Source organism: Stutzerimonas kunmingensis, from assembly GCF_014764705.1.
In the GTDB taxonomy this organism is placed as follows: Bacteria; Pseudomonadota; Gammaproteobacteria; order Pseudomonadales; family Pseudomonadaceae; genus Stutzerimonas.
In genome coordinates this window covers 104,083-123,269 of sequence record NZ_JACXXG010000007.1, presented here as the reverse complement: position 1 = coordinate 123,269, position 19,187 = coordinate 104,083, and the positions used below count along the sequence as shown (strand labels likewise).

The 19,187-nt window shown below is 61.5% G+C and carries 18 protein-coding genes; 11 read left to right on the top strand and 7 right to left on the bottom strand.

Features of this window, described 5'->3' with window-relative positions; all coding sequences use genetic code 11:
• The first annotated feature begins 80 nt into the window (after positions 1-80).
• Positions 81-1,532, top strand: a complete 1,452-nt coding sequence (locus IEG05_RS08560) for an HDOD domain-containing protein (RefSeq protein ID WP_046618956.1) — start codon at positions 81-83, stop codon at positions 1,530-1,532.
• Between the two features lie 11 nt (positions 1,533-1,543).
• On the opposite strand, the gene IEG05_RS08555 is transcribed toward IEG05_RS08560, so the two are convergent.
• Together IEG05_RS08555 and gloB are read right to left on the bottom strand one after the other, a co-directional pair.
• Positions 1,544-3,100 (bottom strand): lytic transglycosylase domain-containing protein, encoded by a 1,557-nt coding sequence (locus tag IEG05_RS08555; RefSeq protein WP_191121923.1) that lies wholly within the window; start codon positions 3,098-3,100, stop codon positions 1,544-1,546.
• A gap of 100 nt (positions 3,101-3,200) precedes the next feature.
• Positions 3,201-3,980, bottom strand: a complete 780-nt coding sequence (gene gloB / locus IEG05_RS08550) for a hydroxyacylglutathione hydrolase (RefSeq protein ID WP_046618958.1) — start codon at positions 3,978-3,980, stop codon at positions 3,201-3,203.
• A 109-nt stretch (positions 3,981-4,089) separates the two neighbouring features.
• Between gloB and IEG05_RS08545 the strand changes: the two genes are divergently transcribed.
• From IEG05_RS08545 to nudC, 7 genes are all read left to right on the top strand, one after another.
• Positions 4,090-4,860: a class I SAM-dependent methyltransferase gene (locus IEG05_RS08545; RefSeq protein ID WP_023445286.1), complete on the top strand. Its 771-nt coding sequence runs from the start codon at positions 4,090-4,092 to the stop codon at positions 4,858-4,860.
• 38 nt (positions 4,861-4,898) lie between these two features.
• Positions 4,899-5,354: a ribonuclease HI gene (gene rnhA, locus IEG05_RS08540; RefSeq protein ID WP_046618960.1), complete on the top strand. Its 456-nt coding sequence runs from the start codon at positions 4,899-4,901 to the stop codon at positions 5,352-5,354.
• A 14-nt stretch (positions 5,355-5,368) separates the two neighbouring features.
• On the top strand, positions 5,369-6,094 hold the full coding sequence (dnaQ, locus tag IEG05_RS08535) for a DNA polymerase III subunit epsilon (RefSeq protein ID WP_046618961.1): 726 nt from the start codon (positions 5,369-5,371) through the stop codon (positions 6,092-6,094).
• Between the two features lie 116 nt (positions 6,095-6,210).
• Complete coding sequence (locus IEG05_RS08530) at positions 6,211-8,463, top strand: Orn/Lys/Arg family decarboxylase (protein ID WP_046618963.1); 2,253 nt, start codon at positions 6,211-6,213, stop codon at positions 8,461-8,463.
• A gap of 180 nt (positions 8,464-8,643) precedes the next feature.
• Complete coding sequence (locus IEG05_RS08525; protein WP_046618965.1) at positions 8,644-9,456, top strand: crotonase/enoyl-CoA hydratase family protein; 813 nt, start codon at positions 8,644-8,646, stop codon at positions 9,454-9,456.
• 37 nt (positions 9,457-9,493) lie between these two features.
• Entirely contained in the window at positions 9,494-11,176 is a 1,683-nt protein-coding gene (locus IEG05_RS08520) for a FimL-related protein (RefSeq protein ID WP_046618967.1), read from the top strand.
• Positions 11,176-12,006 carry an NAD(+) diphosphatase gene (nudC, locus tag IEG05_RS08515; protein ID WP_046618970.1) on the top strand — a complete coding sequence of 277 codons (831 nt, stop codon included), beginning with the start codon at positions 11,176-11,178 and terminating at the stop codon, positions 12,004-12,006. The genes IEG05_RS08520 and nudC overlap by 1 nt, the downstream gene beginning before the upstream one ends.
• On the opposite strand, the gene IEG05_RS08510 is transcribed toward nudC, so the two are convergent.
• Entirely contained in the window at positions 11,974-12,759 is a 786-nt protein-coding gene (locus tag IEG05_RS08510; protein ID WP_046618972.1) for a TSUP family transporter, read from the bottom strand. The genes nudC and IEG05_RS08510 overlap by 33 nt on opposite strands.
• A gap of 194 nt (positions 12,760-12,953) precedes the next feature.
• Here IEG05_RS08510 and IEG05_RS08505 point away from each other — a divergent pair, with 194 nt between their 5' ends.
• Entirely contained in the window at positions 12,954-13,601 is a 648-nt protein-coding gene (locus tag IEG05_RS08505) for a hypothetical protein (RefSeq protein WP_044315965.1), read from the top strand.
• A 58-nt stretch (positions 13,602-13,659) separates the two neighbouring features.
• Here IEG05_RS08505 and IEG05_RS08500 read toward each other — a convergent pair whose 3' ends face one another.
• The 4 genes from IEG05_RS08500 to IEG05_RS08485 all read right to left on the bottom strand — a co-directional run bounded on the left by IEG05_RS08500 (position 13,660) and on the right by IEG05_RS08485 (position 16,830).
• Positions 13,660-14,427, bottom strand: a complete 768-nt coding sequence (locus IEG05_RS08500; protein ID WP_023445295.1) for an SDR family oxidoreductase — start codon at positions 14,425-14,427, stop codon at positions 13,660-13,662.
• 55 nt (positions 14,428-14,482) lie between these two features.
• On the bottom strand, positions 14,483-15,550 hold the full coding sequence (locus IEG05_RS08495; protein WP_046618973.1) for a phosphotransferase family protein: 1,068 nt from the start codon (positions 15,548-15,550) through the stop codon (positions 14,483-14,485).
• Between the two features lie 207 nt (positions 15,551-15,757).
• Entirely contained in the window at positions 15,758-16,072 is a 315-nt protein-coding gene (locus IEG05_RS08490) for an SCP2 sterol-binding domain-containing protein (RefSeq protein ID WP_014820131.1), read from the bottom strand.
• A gap of 59 nt (positions 16,073-16,131) precedes the next feature.
• On the bottom strand, positions 16,132-16,830 hold the full coding sequence (locus tag IEG05_RS08485) for a histidine phosphatase family protein (protein WP_041013727.1): 699 nt from the start codon (positions 16,828-16,830) through the stop codon (positions 16,132-16,134).
• Between the two features lie 179 nt (positions 16,831-17,009).
• On the opposite strand from IEG05_RS08485, the gene sohB reads away from it, so the two are divergent.
• Positions 17,010-18,032, top strand: a complete 1,023-nt coding sequence (gene sohB / locus IEG05_RS08480; protein ID WP_041013728.1) for a protease SohB — start codon at positions 17,010-17,012, stop codon at positions 18,030-18,032.
• Between the two features lie 13 nt (positions 18,033-18,045).
• Positions 18,046-19,038 carry a YhdH/YhfP family quinone oxidoreductase gene (locus IEG05_RS08475; protein WP_014820134.1) on the top strand — a complete coding sequence of 331 codons (993 nt, stop codon included), beginning with the start codon at positions 18,046-18,048 and terminating at the stop codon, positions 19,036-19,038.
• The last annotated feature ends 149 nt before the right edge of the window (positions 19,039-19,187 follow it).

The window sequence follows — 19,187 nt, the reverse complement described above, 5'->3', positions numbered from 1 at the left end:
TGTATGCGCTGGAAAAAGGCCGGGCAACTCGGGCAAACTGCCGGTCATTTCCCGTAATGGCATTGTGCAGAGGTGACCTCTTGGATGTACGTGCCCAGGGTCTTCAGGCATGGATAGACCGCCTGAATCAATCGGAGCTGCCTGCGCTGGCGTCCGTGGTCAAGGATCTGCAGCGCCTTGCCGTGCATGAACATGCTTCGGTGCAGCAACTGGCCGATGTACTGCTTCGTGATGCCTCGCTGACTTCCAAGGTGCTGAGGGTCGGCAATAGCAGCTATTACAACCCCTCCCAGGAGACCATCAAGACGATTTCTCGGGCCATCGTGATGATCGGCTTCGAGAACGTGCGCCTGATCAGTCTGTCGGTCACGCTGATCGACAGCCTGCTTGAGCGCGCCCCGAGGGAGCAGCTGCTGGAACTGCTGGCTCGTTCGTTTCACGCCGCGGTGCAAGCCCGCAACATCGCCGGCTATGTGCTTTCGCGTCACGAGGAAGAAGTATTCATTGCCGCGCTGCTCTACAACGTGGGCGAGCTGGCGTTCTGGGGCTGCGGTGGAGAGCAGGCGGATGAGCTGGCCCTGCTGCTGACGCAGCCGGGCATCAAGCCTGACGATGCGGTGCAGAGCGTGTTGGGCACCAGCTTCCGGCAGCTCAGCCTGGGTCTGGTCAGAAGCTGGAACCTGGGAGAGTTGACCAGTCTTGCACACACTCAGGTGGCCAGCAGCGATCCGGCCGCTCGCGCGGTCGCGCTGGGCGTACAGATCAGCGAAGCCGCACTCGGAGGCTGGGAGTGCGAGCGGATGACGTCACTGACCAGGGCCGTGGCCGAGTTCACCGGCGTGGATGAAGCTGATGCGTTGCAGCAGATACTCGCCAGCGCCGATGAAACCGTGCAGGTGGCGACCACATTTGGCGCAAGTCGTCTGGGCCGGCTCATTCCCAGTACCGATCCCGAGCAGATCCGCCTGCAGCAGGCCCAGCGTCAGGCAGCCTTGCTGCAACCGGATCTGTTGCTGATGCAACAGGCGCTGCAGGACCTGGGGCTCATGGCCTCGGGCGGCGGCGATGCCACGTTGATTCTGGATACGCTGCTGAAGGGGCTACACCGCGGGGTTGGCCTGGAACGTGTGATGGTGGCGGTGCTGGCCGATCAGCAGACGCGTTTCAAGGTGCGTTGCGCCGTCGGTGAAGGGACCGAGACCTGGATTCAGGGCTTCGTGCTTCCCGCTGACCAACCCGAGCAGCCGAACGTGTTCAGTTACGCACTGCGCCATCGGCAGTCGCTCTGGATGGGCGTGCCGGCAAGTTATGACTTGGCCGACCTGGTGACCCAGCCGCTGCGAAAGTGGTTTGGCAATGGCATGTTCTTCATCGCACCGCTGATGGCGGGGACGCGTGAAATAGGTGTGATCTACGGCGATTGCCGGCTTTCGGGGCGGGCGCTGAAACACGAACAGTTCGTCGCGTTTCAGCGCTTTACCCAGCTGACTGGACGCTGCCTGGAGTCCCTGAGCAAGCGTCCGGCTGGGTGAATGGCGGAGGGCTAGTTGGCGAGGTATAGCGTCAGCAGCTGGCCAGGGCGCAGCACGCTGGTGCCTTTCGGGTTCCAGGTCTTCAGGTTGTTCAGCTGTACGTTGAAGCGCTTGGCGATCTGGTACAGCGAGTCGCCTTTCTGCACTTTGTAATAGGTAGGCGAATTTCCCTTGCTCTGCGCTTTGGCTACTGCCGGGCCCTGCAGGAACAGCGCCTGGCCCACTTTGAGCTGGCTGCCGGAGAGCTTGTTCCAGCGCTGCAGGTCGCGTACCGAGACGCGCTGAGCCTTGGCGATGTCCCAGAGATTGTCGCCAGATTTGACCCGGTAGCTGCGCGGCGTGGCGGCCGGCTGACGCGCTACAGCGTGCAGCAACTCCCGCGAAGCGCCGGCATCACCGCTGGTTGGGAGGCTGAGGACCTGCCCGATCCGCAACGTGTCGCTCTTCAACCGGTTCACGTCGCGGATGATGTTGACGGTCAGATGATGACGGTTGGCGATGACGCACAGGGTGTCTCCTGCGCGCACCTGATACTGCTGCCAGTCGACCAGGTCCTGCGGCTTCATCAGCGCCAGGTTGGCTGCCAGCATTTCAGCCTTTTCCATTGGCACCAGCAGCTGCTGCGGACCATCCAGGGTAATTCGGCGGGTGAAGGCAGGATTCAGCTGGTAGAGCTCGTCCTCGTCCAGGTCGGCGAGTTTGGCGACCCGCGCCAGATCCATGCGCTGCTTGAGCGCGATGACTTCGAAGTAGGGCTCGTTGGCGATCGGATTGAGATTGATGCCATAGGCCTCAGGGGCCTGGATCAACTGCGACAGGGCCAGCAGCTTCGGCACGTAGTCGCGGGTTTCCTGCGGCAATGGCAGGTTCCAGTAGTCGGTCGGCAGGCCTAGCTTCTGGTTGCGTTCGATGGCCCGGCTCACGGTGCCTTCACCCGAGTTGTAGGCAGCCAGTGCCAGCAGCCAGTCACCGTTGAACAGGCCGTGCAGGTAGCTCAGATAACGCAGGGCTGCATTGGTCGAGGCGGTGATGTCACGGCGGCCGTCGTACCAGCTTGTCTGCCGAAGATTGAAGTGCCGGCCGGTGGCGGGAATGAACTGCCAGAGCCCGACGGCGTGGGCGGGCGAATAGGCGAAGGGATCGTAGGAGCTTTCGATAATCGGCAGCAAAGCCAGTTCCAGCGGCATGTCGCGCTCTTCGAGGCGCTCGACAATGTAGTGGATATAGGGGCTGCCGCGCTCGCTGGCGATTTCGATGGATCTTGGGCGACTGGAGAACAGCAGGCGCTGTTGCTCGATGCGGGGGTTGCTGTCCAGATGCTCCTGAAGCTTGTAACCCTCGCGAATTCGCTCCCAGATGTCCTGGTGTTCGGTGATGACGGGGGTGTCGTTCAGCCAGATGGGCTCTTCTGCCACAGGCGCCGTGGTGCGGCTTGCCTGATCGCGTGCATCATCACGCACGGCGTTGCTCTGACAGCCCGCTAGGGCGACGCAAACGGCTAGAGCCAACGCCCGACCAGAGGCTGCCAAGGCGTCCGGTTCGAGGCGTTTCTTGGGAGCTGGCGGCATTGGCTGGAATCTTCCCCGGAAACAAAATTCGGGGGATTCTAGGAACGCCCCCTGGTGGGGTCAAGGCTGCATGCCGCGTTTCGGGAACCTGTCGACCTTGTCAGAAGGCGTCCTTCCAGGCGCGCAAAGCCGCGAAAACCGCCACATCGCCGTCTAGCTGGCCGCCGCTGCGCTCGCTTGCCGCATGCTGAACGGCGGCGACACCACAACGCAGAAAAGGGTTGGTCGCGCGCTCGATATCCATTCTGCTTGGCAGGCTGAAGCGGTTCGATTCGCGCAGTTCGGTCACCTCGCGCATGCGTTTTCCAATGGCCGGGTTGTCCGGTTCCACTGCCCGGGCAAAGCGCAAATTGCTCAGCGTGTATTCGTGGGTGCAGTAGACGAGGGTGCTATCCGGTGTATCGGCCAGGCGCTGCAGCGAGCGGAACATCTGCTCGGGCGTGCCTTCGAACAGACGCCCGCAGCCGGCGGCGAACAGCGTATCGCCACAGAGCAGCCAGGGCTGCACGGGGTCAGCATGGAAATAAGCGATATGGCCAAGCGTGTGGCCAGGGACGGCGATGACCTGCAAGTCCGTCCCGAGTACCTCGAGGTGCTGGCCGTCGCTCAGCGCCTCGTCGCGCGCGGGAATGTTCTCGGCCGCCGGTCCATAAACGCGCGCGCCGGTCTGTGTCTTGAGCCGTTCGACGCCGCCGACGTGGTCGTGATGGTGGTGGGTAATCAGGATGTCACTGAGCTGCCAGTCCGAGTGGTCGCGCAGCCACTTCAGGACTGGCGTGGCATCACCGGGATCGACGGCAGCGCAGCGTTGAGTGGCCTCGTCCAGAAGCAACCAGATGTAGTTGTCGGTGAAGGCGGGCAGGGCTTCGATCTTCAACATGGGCGGGTCGCCAATTGTGTGACAAAGGCGCATCCTAGCAGTCCCATGGGAAAGTTGAACCCGAGCGAACTCAGCGCCGCGCAGATCGCGCGGCGAACGGAGCCGAGCGATGAACGATCGACCGTCCACCCAAGGCAGCGACCATTGGCTGTCCATGATCAATGAGGCGTCCGCCTGGTTCGAGGGGCCGCTGGGCCAGCAGCTGCTGGTTCAGGAGAAGCAAGTCCTGACCGAAGAGCTGGCGCGTTGTTTCGGCAGCTATCTGGTGCACAACGGTCCGTTCAGCGGCGAGCCGGTGCAACCACAGAACATCAAACGCAGCGTTCGCCTCGGTGCGCCACTGCCTGGTGTGGAGATTCATTGCGAGGAGCAGGCCTGGCCGCTCGGCGAGCATGCTGCTGATGTCGTGGTGCTGCAGCATGCATTGGATTTCAGCCTGTCGCCCCATGGGTTGTTGCGTGAAGCGGCGCGTGGCGTTCGTCCGGGCGGGCATCTGCTGATCGTCGGTATCAACCCCTGGAGTGCCTGGGGCCTGCGTCATCTGGTCTCGCGCGAGGCGTTTCGGCAGGCGCGTTGCATTCGTCCGTCAAGGGTAGGGGACTGGCTGAACCTGCTGGGATTCGCGCTGGAGAAACGTCGCTTCGGATGCTATTGTCCGCCGCTTTCTTCGAGCGACTGGCAGGCGCGGTTATCTCGTCTGGAGTCCGTCGGGCAGCAGTTGCAGGCGCCAACTGGCGGTTTCTATCTGCTGGTCGCGCGCAAGTTGATGATCGGCCTGCGGCCCTTGCGCCAGGAGCGCCGCGAACGCATGGGTAAGCTATTGCCGATGCCCGTCGCCAAAGTCAGCCGCCGCGAAGCCGAACAACACCGACTCCCTTGACGCCCCGAGCCTGTCGGCAAACAGAGTAAGCAATCCACATGAGCGACGATTGGGTCGAGATCTACACCGACGGTGCCTGCAAGGGCAATCCCGGCCCGGGCGGCTGGGGGGCGCTACTTGTTTATAAGGGCGTCAAGCGTGAGCTCTGGGGCGGCGAGCCCGACACCACCAACAACCGCATGGAGCTTATGGCGGCAATCCGCGGGTTGGCGGAGCTGAAGCGCTCGTGCAAGGTTCGTTTGGTGACCGACTCGCAGTACGTCATGCAGGGCATCAACGACTGGATGCCCAACTGGAAGAAGCGCGGGTGGAAAACGGCGAGCAAGCAGCCGGTGAAGAATGCCGACCTTTGGCAGCAGCTCGACGAGCAGGTCAACCGCCATCAGGTGAGCTGGGAGTGGGTTCGCGGTCATACCGGCCATCCCGGTAACGAGCATGCCGACCTGCTTGCGAATCGCGGCGTAGTACAGGCCAAACGACAACCGATTGTGTAAGTGAGCTAAACGATATGCGCAGCGTAGTGCTGGATACCGAAACGACCGGCATGCCGGTGACCGATGGCCACCGGATCATCGAGATTGGCTGTGTCGAAGTCATCGGCCGCCGCCTGACCGGACGGCACTACCACGTCTATCTGCAACCTGATCGTGAAGTGGACGAGGGCGCGATCGCCGTTCACGGCATCACCAACGAGTTTCTTGTCGACAAGCCGCGTTTCCGCGATATCGCCGACGAGTTCTTCGAGTTCATCAAGGACGCGCAGCTGGTCATCCACAACGCCGCGTTCGACCTTGGCTTCATCAATAACGAGTTCGCGCTGCTCGGTCAGCAGGAGCGTGCCGAGATCACCGACCACTGCTCGGTGCTCGATACCCTGCTGATGGCTCGGGAGCGTCACCCGGGCCAGCGCAACAGCCTCGATGCCTTGTGCAAACGCTACGGCGTGGACAACTCGGGCCGCGATCTGCACGGCGCTCTGCTCGATGCCGAGATTCTCGCCGACGTCTGGCTGACCATGACCGGCGGGCAGACCAATCTGTCCCTCGCGGGTGATGGTGAAAGCTCCGACGGCGGTCGCCCCCAGCCCGCGCCGATCCGCCGGCTACCGGCCGATCGGCCGCGCACTGCGGTGCTGCGCGCTACCGAAGAAGAGGTTGCCGCGCACATGGCGCGAATGGCCGCGATCGAGAAAGCCGCCGGGGCAGCTCCGCTCTGGACTCAGCTCGAAGTCTGAATGGCTCGGCATTGCCGCCTACTTGCGACGCTGCCTCACAACCGCTCGTTTCAATGCGCTGTTCCTTTGCTGCGGACGCTTCTACCCTGTAGGTGGATCGTTCGCAGAGAGTGCGCATGTACAAAGACCTGAAATTCCCCATCCTCATCGTTCACCGTGACATAAAGGCCGACACCGTTGCCGGTGAGCGAGTGCGTGGCATCGCTTCCGAACTGGAGCGCGACGGCTTCAATATCCTGCCTACAGCAAGCTCCAACGAGGGACGAATCGTCGCCTCCACGCACCATGGCCTGGCCTGCATCCTGGTTGCGGCAGAAGGCGCCGGTGACAATCAGCGCCTGCTGCACGACGTGGTGGAACTGATCCGTGTCGCTCGTCGCCGCGCGCCGCGTCTGCCGATCTTTGCACTGGGCGAGCAGATCACCATCGAGAATGCGCCTGCCGAGGCAATGGCCGATCTCAACGAGTTGCGCGGCCTGCTTTACCTGTACGAGGACACCGTGCCGTTTCTTGCGCGCCAGGTCGCCCGGGCCGCGCGCGGTTATCTCGAGGATCTGCTGCCACCGTTTTTCAGCGCGCTGGTACGCCATACCGGCGAGTCGAACTATTCCTGGCATACGCCGGGACACGGTGGGGGCGTGGCCTACCGCAAGAGTCCGGTCGGCCAGGCGTTCCACCAGTTCTTCGGTGAAAACACGCTGCGCTCGGACCTGTCGGTTTCGGTACCCGAGCTTGGCTCGTTGCTCGATCACACCGGGCCAGTGGCAGCGGCGGAAGCCCGCGCCGCACGCAACTTCGGTGCCGACCACACGTTCTTCGTAATCAATGGCACCTCGACGGCGAACAAGATCGTCTGGCATTCGATGGTCGCGCGGGACGATCTGGTACTGGTGGATCGCAACTGCCACAAATCGATTCTGCACGCCATCATCATGACGGGCGCGATACCGCTGTACATGAGCCCGACTCGTAACGAGCTGGGCATCATCGGCCCGATTCCGCTGGAAGAATTCACCCGCGAGTCCATCCAGGCGAAGATCGCCGCCAACCCGCTGGCGCGTGGCCGGCCGCCGAAGGTCAAGCTGGCGGTGGTGACGAACTCGACCTACGACGGGCTCTGCTACAACGCCAACCTGATCAAGCGCACCCTGGCTGACAACGTAGAAGTGCTGCACTTCGACGAGGCGTGGTACGCCTACGCGGCATTCCACGAGTTCTATGACGGCCGCTACGGCATGGATACGCGGGAGCAGGGCCCGCTGGTGTTCACCACCCATTCAACCCACAAGCTGCTGGCAGCGTTCAGCCAGGCCTCGATGATCCATGTGCTCGACAGCCAGACACGGCAGCTCGATCGCGATCGCTTCAACGAAGCCTTCATGATGCACATCTCCACCTCGCCGCAGTACGGCATCCTCGCATCGCTGGACGTGGCGTCGGCCATGATGGAAGGCCCGGCGGGACGCTCGTTGATTCAAGAGACGTTCGATGAGGCGCTGAGCTTTCGTCGGGCGCTGGCCAACCTGCGCCAGCACATCGATGCCGACGACTGGTGGTTCAGCATCTGGCAGCCACCACTGGTCGACGGCGCCGAGGCGCTGGTGACCCCGGACTGGCTTCTCGAGCCAACGGCTGACTGGCATGGCTTCGGCGATATCGCCGACGATTACGTACTGCTCGACCCAATCAAGGTCACGCTCGTCACTCCGGGCCTTACCGCATCCGGCGCACTGGGTGAAAGTGGCATACCGGCGGCGGTGGTCAGCAAGTTTCTCTGGGAACGTGGTCTGGTGGTGGAAAAAACCGGGCTGTATTCGATGCTGGTGCTGTTCTCCATGGGCATCACCAAGGGCAAGTGGAGCACTCTGCTGACCGAGTTGCTGGAGTTCAAGCGTCACTACGACGCCAATATCCCGCTGGTCGATGCCCTGCCATCGATTGCGCGCGCCGGTGCAGCGGCCTATACGGGTATGGGGCTGCGTGATCTCTGCGATGAGCTGCATGCCTGTTATTGCGAAAACGCCACGGCGCGGGCCATGCGCAGGATGTACACGGCGTTGCCGGAGCCTGCGATGACTCCGGCCCAGGCCTATGACAAGCTGGTTCGCGGCGAGGTCGAAGCGGTGCCGATCGAGGCACTGCAGGGCCGAATCGCGGCGGTCATGCTGGTGCCGTATCCGCCGGGTATCCCGTTGATCATGCCGGGCGAGCGCTTTACCGAAGAGACTCGCTCGATTCTCGATTACCTTCGTTTCGCCCGTGATTTCGCCGAGCGTTTCCCCGGGTTCGATGCCGACGTTCATGGCCTGCAACATGAGGCAGGCGCGGATGGATGTGTGTACACCGTCGACTGTATCCGCGAAGAATGATGCGTCGATGCTCGCCACCGTCTACAACGGCATGAACAGGTCGTCTGGCGGCGTGGTCTGTATCACATCGTCTGCATCGACATTCACTCGTCGTGGTGGCAGTTGTTATAGTTGCCCGCCGTCGTACGGGTTTGCCCGCCACGGCGCTCCCCATGCGCCCTTGCTGTCGAGGATGATAGCGTGACCGAATACAAAGCCTTCCGCGTAGAGTTGGCAGACAAGATTGCCCGCGTCGTGATCAATCGGCCTGAAAAGATCAATGCGATGGACGCTGCGTTCTGGTCGGAAATCATTGATATCTTCAACTGGATCGATGCAACCGACGAAGTGCGCGTAGTCGTCCTCAGTGGCGCCGGTGACCACTTCTCTTCCGGTATAGACCTGCAGATGCTGGCTTCGGTCGGCAGCCAGCTTGGCAACGACGTCGGCCGCAATGCCGAGCAGCTGCGGCGCAAGATCCTCTCTCTGCAGGCATCGTTCAATGCCGTTGACAACTGCCGCAAGCCGGTCATCGCCGCGATCCAGGGTTACTGTCTGGGCGGCGCCATCGATCTGATCTCCGCTTGCGACATGCGTTACAGCACGGCGGACGCGAAATTCTCGATCAAGGAAATCGACATGGGTATGGCGGCCGATGTCGGCACCTTGCAGCGCCTACCTCGCATCATCGGCGATGGCATGATGCGCGAACTGGCCTTTACCGGCCGCACCATCAGCGGCGAGGAAGCGCGCAGCATCGGGCTGGTAAATCGCACCTATGCCGATCAGCAGATGCTGATGGACGCCGTGCTGGAGCTGGCCGGTGACATCGCCAGCAAATCACCGCTCGCCATTCGCGGCACCAAGGAGATGATCCGTTACATGCGCGATCACCGGGTCGACGATGGTCTCGAGTACATCGCCACCTGGAATGCGGCCATGCTGCAGTCGGCCGACATCAAGGTCGCCATCGCCGCTCATATGAGCAAACAGAAGCCGGACTTTGCCGACTGATGCGTCACCACACGTTTGCGCGGGAGGCGCACTAGGCATGGTTACTGGAGCTACTTCACTCGGTCTGGTACGTGACGAACTGTTCGCCACCATGGAAGAAGCCGAGCAGAGCCTCGAGCATTTCATCATCGATCGCAACAACGGCGGCCTGTTGCAGCAGGCCGTGGAGAACCTCAAGCAGGTGCGCGGCACACTCAACCTCATCGAGCTGACCGGCGCCGAGTTGCTCGCGCAAGAAATACTGCAGCTGGCTACCGACATCCCGGTCGGCGCCGGCGAGGACCGCGACGTGCAACTCGCCGCGCTGAGCAACGCGCTCTACGTGCTGCGGCGTTATCTGGAAAGCGTCGATGCCAGCCGCCAGGAAATCCCCGAGCTGCTGCTTCCAGCCATCAACGCGCTGCGCCAAGCATGCGCGCAGCCGCCGTTGCCGGAAAGTTTCTTTTTCAGCGTCCGGCTCGACCATGCCCGTCCTGCGTTGGACGTGCCGGTTCGTTCGGGAGCCGCGCCAGTTGCCGAGGCCCGGCGGCTGCGTCAGATGTATCAGGTCGGGTTGCTCGGCTTCATTCGTGAAGAGAATCTGCCAGCCAGCCTGAAACTCATGGGCCGCGCTTTGACGCGGCTGGATCATCTCTTCGTCGAGTCGCCAGGAGGTCGGCTGTGCTGGATCGGCAGCGCCGCTGTCGAATCGCAACTGGACGGCCAGCTATTGCCGCGCAAGTCGCGCAAGCAGCTGTTTTCCCGTCTGGACCGGGAACTCAAGCAGGTCATTGGCAACCCTGCATACGAGGCGCCACGCAGCCTGCTCAAAGAGCTGCTATACGTCGTCGCGCTGGCGGACACCCATGGGCCTATCGCCAGCCAGGTCCGTCAGGTGTTCTCGCTGGGTTCGCTGCCGTTCACCGACCACATGCTGGAAGATGAATCCCAGCGCCTGGCCGGCCCGGGCCAGGCCGTCATGCGTTCGCTGTCCTCGGCGATCCGTGAGGAACTGGCGAGCCTGAAGGATCTGCTGGATCTGATCGAGCGAGGTACCGCCCAGGCGGAAGCCTACTCGAACCTGCATAACCTGCTCGGGAAGATGGCCAAGACCCTCGGCATGGTTGGCCTTTCATCTGCGGCCAGCACGCTGCAGGCGCAGCTGGGCGACGTGTCTGGCTGGAGCCTGGAGCATGCGCCGGAACCGCATGTCATCCAGCGTCTCGCCGATGCCGTGCTGTATGTGGAGAGCATGGTCGCCAGCCTCGAGCGCGGCGATCGACGCGATAGCAAGCCTCAGGTCGCCCGACCCGGAATGGAAGCGGAAGCCTTTGCCAATCACCAGCTCACCGAAGCGTGCATCGTGGTAATCGATGAGGCGACCGCAGGCCTGGCGCTGGCCAAGCGGGCGATCACCGCTTATCTCGAGTCCAACGGGGAGAAATTGCACCTGGCCAACGTGCCGTTCAGCCTGCAGGCCGTGCGCGGCGGTCTGCGTTTTCTTGAGCAGGAGCGCGCGGCGGACCTGATCGGCGCCTGCGCTGATTTCATTCAAAAGCACATGCTCGAATCGAACCAGATGCCCCCCGAGCAACTGCTGGAAACTCTGGCCGATGCGCTGACCAGCCTGGAGTACTACCTTGAAGGTGGTGCGGTATTGCGACGTGACGACTCGCGCGTGAGCGTGCTTGATCTGGCCAGCGAGAGCGTGCGCGCGCTGGGCATGCCGGTAGCCGCCTGATGAGCTTGCGCTGGCAGGCGGCGCTGCTCGATCCCTCGATGGCAGGAGGCTGTGCGGTGGTGCATTGTCGACAGCAGTTTCTGCTCGATGGCAACGGTGCGCTCTTTCCGCGGGACTGGCTCAAGCGCCTGGATCTGCCGCTGCTCAGCGAACAGGGTCTGGGGCACTTCGACGGAGAGCCGGTGTTTCTTTTCGAACTGGACTTTCCGGCCGATGTACCAGGCGCGCGCTGGCAGGGCCTGCGCCAGTTCATGCAGGAGAACGATCGCGATCTGTTCCGGCTCCTCGGCTATGCCACGCAGATCGGTACCTGGGTCAGCCAGCATCGTTTCTGTGGCAGCTGTGGCTCGCCCATGCAGGCGCGAGCCGGTGAGCGTGCCATGTACTGTCCAGCCTGTGGAGTTCAGCACTACCCGCGGCTTTCACCGAGCATGATCGTCCTGGTCACCCGTGGAGACGAACTGTTGCTGGCGCGCTCACCGCGTTTCGCGCCTGGTGTCTACAGCACGCTGGCCGGTTATGTTGAGCCGGGTGAGTCGGTGGAGCAGTGCGTCGCACGCGAGGTAAGAGAAGAAGTCGGTGTGGCCATTCATGCGCCGCAGTACATCGCCAGCCAGGGCTGGCCGTTTCCCCATTCCCTCATGCTCGGGTTCCACGCGGAATATGCCGGTGGCGATATCGTGCTGCAGCCCGAGGAAATCGAGGATGCCCGTTGGTTCGCCATCGACAACCTGCCGGCGTTGCCCGCGCGCCAATCCATCGCCCGCTATCTGATCGAGCTTTATCTGGCCCGTCGGCTAGGCCACCCCGAACCAGTGTTGCCAGGCTAGCCGCAGACTCATCGCCAGTACTACCAGAATGAATACCGGACGGATGAACCGCGAGCCACCGCGGATCGCCGTGCGCGCGCCGAAGTAGGCGCCTGCCATCAAGGCCAGCCCCATCCCAATGCCCAGCACCCAGGCGACGTGACCGCCGATTATGAATACTGCAAGCGCCATGGCATTGCTGACGAAATTCATCGTCCGCGCCACGCCGCTCGCTCTCAGCAGGTCGAGCGGGTAGAGCAGCATGCTGCTGACCGTCCAGAAGGCGCCGGTTCCCGGGCCGGCTACGCCGTCGTAAAAGCCCAGTGAAAGGCTCTGTGGCCATTGGCGTCTGCGGCCGATGAGCACTGCATCGCTGGCTGATTTGGCCGGCATATGGCTGAAGAGCAGATAGACCCCGCAGGCAGAAACCACTAGCGGCAATAGCTGGTTAAGCCAGCTTGCCGGCATGAATTGCGCGACTACTGCGCCAACTGCGGCGCCGATCGCCGTGCCCGTGAGCGCTCGTCGCCACAGGCCCGGCTCGAATAGTCGGCGGCGATAGAAGGTGTAGCTGGCAGTGGCCGAGCCGAATGTGGCGCACAGCTTGTTGGTGCCCAGCACGAGATGCGGTGGTAGGCCGGCAGTCAGCAGGGCAGGAATGGTCAACAACCCGCCGCCCCCGGCGATGGCGTCGATGAACCCGGCAGTGAAAGCTACGGCGACCAGAATCACCAACGTGGCAGGATCGAGCGCGAGCTCAAGTGCGAAGGGCATGCGGGCCTCAATAGGCAGAACGGCAGCGGAGGATAATGCGACTGGCCACGTCGGCGAAAGAGCTTGCTCGTATGACCGATATCCACGTCCTGATAGACAAGAGTGTCAGCGCGTGATGGCCGTCCCATGCAGATGCTGGCTGCTCTGATTGCTCCTGCGGATAATGTCGCACCCAATTGAAAGGACGCATGGTTATGCAATATCTCGGGCTTGCGATCGTGATCGCACTGCTGGCTGTGATCGTATTGCTGGTCGCGCTGCGCTTGCTACTGGGGGGGCACTGGCTGATGGGATGGTTGCGCGGGACTTGCGGCTTTTTGGTCCTGCTGTTCGCCGGATTGATTGGCCTGATTGGCTACGACGTCAGCACCTACGCTGCGCTGCCTGACAAGAAGCCGCTGGTCACTGTGAGTTTCCACGCCCAGGGTCCGCAGCGTTACGAAGTCAGCCTGGAACAGGGCAACGAGACGCGAACGGTGATGCTGGAAGGTGATCTATGGCAGCTCGATCTCCATCTGCTTCGCTGGAAGAGCCTGGCTGAGCTGATAGGTCTGGAGTCAGGGTATCGACTGGAGCGGCTTTCCGGACGATATCTCGCCGTGGAGCAACAGAACATCGCCCGCCATGGTCGCGTTGTACTGAGCGAGAACCCTCTGGGCGTGGATATATGGGACGCGCTTCAGCTCGAACGCCGCGATCTGCACTTCCTAGAACCGCAAGTGCTGCGTGTCGAGTACATGCCAATCGCCGATGGGGCCGTCTATGCCGTGGACCTGACGCCTACGGGGCTACTGGCGAAACCGGTGAATGCCGCTGCGACCGAGGCACTGAAGAACTGGTGAGCGAGCGCAAACAAAAAAAGGAAGCCGCTTGGCTCCCTTTTTTGTGCGGCGGGAACGATCAGGCCAGATAACCACCGTCGACGTTCAGTGACACACCGGTGGTGTAGCTGGACGCGTCGCTGGCCAGGTAGAGCACCGCACCGGCCATTTCGCTCGGCTGGGCGACCCTGCTCAACGGGATGTGCTGCAGTGCCATCTCCAGGATGGACTCGTTCTTGACCAGTGCTGAGGCGAATTTGGTATCGGTCAGGCCTGGCAGCAGCGCATTGCAGCGAATCCCGAACTGCGCGCATTCCTTGGCGAAGGCCTTGGTCATGTTTATCACGGCGCCCTTGGTGATCGAGTAGATGCCCTGGAAGTTGCCGGGTGTCACACCGTTGATGGAAGCGACGTTGATGATGCTGCCGCCGCCGTGCTCGCGCATCAGCTTGCCGGCTTCGATGGACATGTAGAAGTAGCCGCGGATATTCACGTCGACGGTTTTCTGGAAGGCCGAAACATCGGTATCCAGCACGTGGCAGAACTGGGGATTGGTCGCCGCATTGTTGACCAGGATATCGAGGCGGCCGAACTGTTCGCGGATCTGGGCAAACACTGACTGGATCTGTTCCATCTCGCCGATGTGGCAGGCGACCGGGGTCGCCTTGCCGCCTTCAGCGATGATCGCGTCGGCTACCGCCTGGCAGCCTTCGATCTTGCGGCTGGATACGATTACATGGGCGCCTTGCTGCGCGAGCAGTTTGGCGATGGCTTCGCCGATACCGCGGCTGGCGCCGGAAACGAAGGCGATCTTGCCGTCTAGGTCGAACAGGGTGGTCTTGGACATGGTCGTTCCTCTTTTCTTGTTCGGTCCTGTGGCGTGCCACAGGGTTAGGATAGCTTCAGAGCGTCGATTGCCCGATCACTTGCAGCGCCTTGTGTTCGAGCAACTTGTTCATGTGGATGAATGAGGCGAAACGCTGGTCCTGGGTCTGACCGTGATAGAAGCGGTAGTAGATCTGCTGAACGATTCCAGCCAGGCGAAACAGGCCATAGGTGTAGTAGAAATCGATGCAGGGAATCTCGATGCCGGCTCGTTGCGCGTAGTAATCGACGAAGCCCTGCCGGGTATGCATGCCGGGCAGATGACTCGGTTGGCGACGCATTGCCTGCATTGGCTGGGGATCAGCGGCTTCGATCCAGTAGGCCAGCGTATTGCCCAGATCCATCAGCGGATCGCCGATGGTGGTCATTTCCCAATCCAGTACGCCGATGATCTCCATCGGGTTGTCCGGGTTGAGGATGACGTTGTCGAAACGGTAGTCGTTGTGAATGATTCCCGGCTTAGGGTGATCCGCCGGCATCTTGTCCTTCAGCCAGGCCTTCACCGCCTCCCAGGCGGGCGCATCGGGGGTGATGGCGCGCTCGTAGCGCTCGCTCCAACCCTCGATCTGGCGCTTCACGTAACCTTCAGGCTTGCCCAGGTCGCCAAGGCCGCAGGCCTGATAGTCGACATTGTGCAGGTCGACGAACTTGTCGATGAAGCTCTCGCAGAGGGCACGGGTCTGGTCTTCATCGAGGCTCAGTTCCGGCGGCAGCTCCGAGCGCAGGATGATGCCGTTGACGCGCTCCATCACGTAGAACTCCGCGCCTATCACTGAATCATCGGTGCAGTACACGTACGCCTTCGGGCAGTAGGGAAAGCCTTCGTTGAGCTGATTGAGAATTCGAAATTCGCGGCCCATGTCGTGGGCTGATTTGGCTTTGTGTCCGAAGGGAGGGCGGCGCAAGACCAGATCGCGATCGGGGTACTGCAGCAGGTAGGTCAGATTCGATGCGCCGCCGGGAAACTGGGAAATCTGCGGTGTACCGTTCAGGCCAGGGATATGCGCCTTCAAGTATTGGTCGATGATATCGACCGGCAACTCCTCGCCTGCACGGACGCGGGTGGTTTGATCTGTAAGCGCCATTGTTATCCCTTCTACTTATGTTCGGTGCCCAAGATGATTCAGTAATCTAATGCTCAAGGTTGCGTAGACCAAGCGATGCGCGCTGTTATTGGCCGGAGTGTTGCTGGTTAATCAAGCTCCCTGATTCGTCCGCGTATGAATCGCTGGCATAAAAAAACCGAAGTCTGAGACTTCGGTTCCTTTGCATCTCAGCAATCAGCTTTCGCCTCAGGCTGGGAACAGTTCGCTGAGCTTCATGGCCAGCATCATGTCGCCTTCGGCGCGCAGCTTGCCGGCCATGAAGGCCTGCATGCCGTCGGTTTCGCCGCTAACGATGCCCTGCATGGTTTCGCTGTCCATGATCAGAGTGACGTTGGCGTCGCTGGAATCGCCCTGCTGCAGATCGCAGGTACCATCCTTGACCACCAGGTAGTAGTTTTCGGCATCAGTGATGTTGAACTGGAAGACCAGATCCAGGCCGGCAGCGGCGCTGGGGTTGAACTTCGACTGCATGCCTTTGAAAGTCTCGGCGACGTTGCTCATGAGGGTTTCCTTTTTGGTCGTTATGGGTACACGCAGCTTTTGGCCGCTTGGGGCTGGGCTCATCTATGGGTGACGAGCTCCGGATTCTTCAGGAGTTGCAGGTGCGCATGGCTGTTGAACGAAGCCAGCGCGACATCCCGATCACGAAATTTCAACAGGCTGAGCGAGGTGTTGACGATCTGCCAGTTCATCTCGAACGCCTTGATCGGCGGCACGCCTATGATCAGTTGCAGCAGCGCGGTGATAGTTCCACCGGAGGTGAAGATGGCGATACGGTCGCGTTTGCCGGCTTGATCGAGAACGCGCTCAAGACCACCACGTACACGGTCGAGAAAGTGCTGCCAGCTCTCCAGGTCGTCCTTCTCATGTTCACCGGATATCCAGCGATGCACTACATGGGTGAACAGGCGCTGAAAGTCGGCACGATGATCGGCGGCGTTGCGCAGGATGTGCATCGCATTCGGCTCCACCTGGAGCAGGTCGGGAAGATGCGCGCGGATAACCGCATCGGCGTGAAACTCATTGAAGGCAGCATCGACTTCAAGCTCAGGCTGAGCGCCTAGCCTCGCCAGCGTGGCGCGGGCGGTATTCTGCTGGCGTTCCAGCTCGCCGCTCAGGCATCTATCGAAAGACACATCGAGTTGCGCCAGGTAGTCACCCAAGGCTTCGGACTGGCGATATCCCAGCGGGGACAGCACGTCGTAGTTTTCTGCGCCGAAAGACGCCTGACCATGCCTGATCAGGTAGATACTGCCCATGCTGCTGCTCCGGCCGGCACTGTTTTTCGCGAGGGTAGGGACATCGTTCGGGAGTGTCAACGATAATTCGAACGTTTGTTTGAATCGCTCGCGCTGGCTCAGGTACAGGCCCGCCGGTATGCTGGCGGCATGCCGCCGAAGGTAGTTTGTCGGCGATCGGAACTCATCGAGGGGGATACGTGGAATTTCTTGTCGACTATGCCAGCTTCCTGGCAAAGACCGTCACGTTGGTCGTGGCGATCGTGATCGTGCTCATCGCGCTGGCTTCGATGCGGCGGGGGCGCAGCAAACAGAGTGGTGGGCACCTCGAGGTGCACAAGCTCAACGAATTCTACAAATCCATGCGTGAGCGCCTGGAGCAGGCCGTAATGGAGAAGGACGCGTTCAAGGCATTGCGCAAGCGCGAAGCGAAGGCGGCCAAGCAGAACAGGAAGGCCGAGTCTCCAGCTCGAGTCTTCGTTCTCGATTTCGATGGCGATATTCGCGCGTCTGCAGTAGACAACCTGCGCCACGAGATCACCGCGCTGCTGACCATGGCGACGCCGCAGGATGAGGTGGTGTTGCGCCTGGAAAGTGGTGGCGGCATGGTCCATGGCTATGGCCTGGCTGCCTCGCAGCTGGTGCGCATTCGAGATGCCGGCGTGCCTCTGACCGTCTGTGTCGACAAGGTCGCAGCCAGCGGCGGCTACATGATGGCCTGTATCGGCAATCGCATTCTCACCGCACCGTTCGCCATTCTCGGTTCCATTGGCGTGGTGGCACAGCTGCCGAATGTGCATCGACTGCTGAAGAAGCACGATGTCGATTTCGAAGTGCTGACCGCTGGCGAGTACAAGCGCACGTTGACCGTGTTCGGCGAGAACACCGAGAAGGGCCGCGAGAAGTTCCAGGAAGACCTGGAGACGACCCACGAGCTGTTCAAGAACTTCGTCGCGCGTTACCGGCAGAACCTGTCGATAGATGACGTGGCGACGGGAGAGGTGTGGCTGGGCATTGCCGCGTTGGGCAAGCATCTGGCGGACGAACTCAAGACCAGCGATCAGTATCTCGCCGAGCGCGCTCAGGAAGCGGAACTGTTCCAGTTGCATTACATACAGAAGAAAAGCCTGCCCGAGCGCTTCGGCATGGCGGCCAGTACGGTTATGGAGCACGGCTTGCTGAAAGGCTGGAGCCGGCTGAACGAACAACGTTTTTGGCAATGACAAGGGGAACCGCATGAGCAGCTTCAAGGCACTACAAGTCAGCGAGACGACCGAGGGTCGTTTCGAAACCCGTATCGTCGAACGTACTACCGACGAGCTGCCAGCCGGTGAGGTACTCATTCGGGTGCATTACTCCTCGCTGAACTTCAAGGATGCGCTATCGGCGAGCGGCAATCGCGGCGTGACCCGCTCATTTCCCCATACGCCAGGCATCGACGCCGCGGGTGTCGTGGCTTCGTCCAGCGTCGGTGAGTTCGCCGAAGGCGATGAGGTGATTGTCACGGGCTACGACCTGGGCATGAACACCGCCGGTGGCTTCGGCCAGTACATCCGCGTTCCGGCGGCCTGGGTGATCAAGCGCCCGCAGGGGCTTTCGTTGCGCGAGGCTATGATCCTCGGCACGGCCGGGCTGACCGCGGCCCTCTGCGTCGACAAGCTGGAACAGGCGGGTCTTGAGCCAGGCGAAGCGCCCGTGCTGGTCACTGGCGCGACGGGTGGCGTTGGCAGCATAGCGGTGGCGCTATTGGCCAGTCTTGGCTACAAGGTTGCGGCGGTCACGGGCAAGGCTGATCAGGCGGACTTCCTTACTCGCCTGGGGGCTAGCCAGATCGTCGAGCGCGCCGCACTGCAGGCTGGTGTGGAGAAAGCGTTGCTCAAGGAACAATGGGGCGGGGCGGTGGACACCGTTGGCGGAGACATCCTGTTCAACGTGGTGAAGTCGCTACAGCGCGGTGCCAGCGTGGCCTGTTGCGGCCTTACCGCCGGGACGCATTTCCAGGCCAGCGTGCTTCCGTTCATTCTTCGCGGCGTGAATCTGCTGGGTGTTGATTCGGTGGAGATCCCGCTGGTAGTCAAGGCTTCCATGTGGGACAAGCTATCGCTGCAGTGGAAGCTGGCCAATCTGGACGACCTCTCGCAGGAGGTCGGGCTGGAGGAGTTACCGACGGCGATCGAGCGCATTCTGGCCGGCGGCCAGGTGGGTCGAGTGCTGGTCCGCGTGGACTGAATTCCACACGTGCTGGCTTATCGCCGCGATAGTGGCAATGAATTTCCTCGGCAGCGGTAATTGGCGGAATCTAGCGCCACTCCTGATCGCAACCGAGGAAATGTCTCATGAAGAAGCTCGCCGAGAAGATCAAACAGATCGCTGCCGGA

Bases quoted from the DNA above. Each gene is read 5' to 3' on its own strand.
- IEG05_RS08555 (WP_191121923.1), bottom strand. From the start codon at position 3,100: ATGCCGCCAGCTCCCAAGAAACGCCTCGAACCGGACGCCTTGGCAGCC.
- gloB (WP_046618958.1), bottom strand. From the start codon at position 3,980: ATGTTGAAGATCGAAGCCCTGCCCGCCTTCACCGACAACTACATCTGG.
- IEG05_RS08545 (WP_023445286.1), top strand. From the start codon at position 4,090: ATGAACGATCGACCGTCCACCCAAGGCAGCGACCATTGGCTGTCCATG.
- rnhA (WP_046618960.1), top strand. From the start codon at position 4,899: ATGAGCGACGATTGGGTCGAGATCTACACCGACGGTGCCTGCAAGGGC.
- dnaQ (WP_046618961.1), top strand. From the start codon at position 5,369: ATGCGCAGCGTAGTGCTGGATACCGAAACGACCGGCATGCCGGTGACC.
- IEG05_RS08530 (WP_046618963.1), top strand. From the start codon at position 6,211: ATGTACAAAGACCTGAAATTCCCCATCCTCATCGTTCACCGTGACATA.
- IEG05_RS08520 (WP_046618967.1), top strand. From the start codon at position 9,494: ATGGTTACTGGAGCTACTTCACTCGGTCTGGTACGTGACGAACTGTTC.
- nudC (WP_046618970.1), top strand. From the start codon at position 11,176: ATGAGCTTGCGCTGGCAGGCGGCGCTGCTCGATCCCTCGATGGCAGGA.
- IEG05_RS08510 (WP_046618972.1), bottom strand. From the start codon at position 12,759: ATGCCCTTCGCACTTGAGCTCGCGCTCGATCCTGCCACGTTGGTGATT.
- IEG05_RS08505 (WP_044315965.1), top strand. From the start codon at position 12,954: ATGCAATATCTCGGGCTTGCGATCGTGATCGCACTGCTGGCTGTGATC.
- IEG05_RS08500 (WP_023445295.1), bottom strand. From the start codon at position 14,427: ATGTCCAAGACCACCCTGTTCGACCTAGACGGCAAGATCGCCTTCGTT.
- IEG05_RS08495 (WP_046618973.1), bottom strand. From the start codon at position 15,550: ATGGCGCTTACAGATCAAACCACCCGCGTCCGTGCAGGCGAGGAGTTG.
- IEG05_RS08490 (WP_014820131.1), bottom strand. From the start codon at position 16,072: ATGAGCAACGTCGCCGAGACTTTCAAAGGCATGCAGTCGAAGTTCAAC.
- IEG05_RS08485 (WP_041013727.1), bottom strand. From the start codon at position 16,830: ATGGGCAGTATCTACCTGATCAGGCATGGTCAGGCGTCTTTCGGCGCA.
- IEG05_RS08475 (WP_014820134.1), top strand. From the start codon at position 18,046: ATGAGCAGCTTCAAGGCACTACAAGTCAGCGAGACGACCGAGGGTCGT.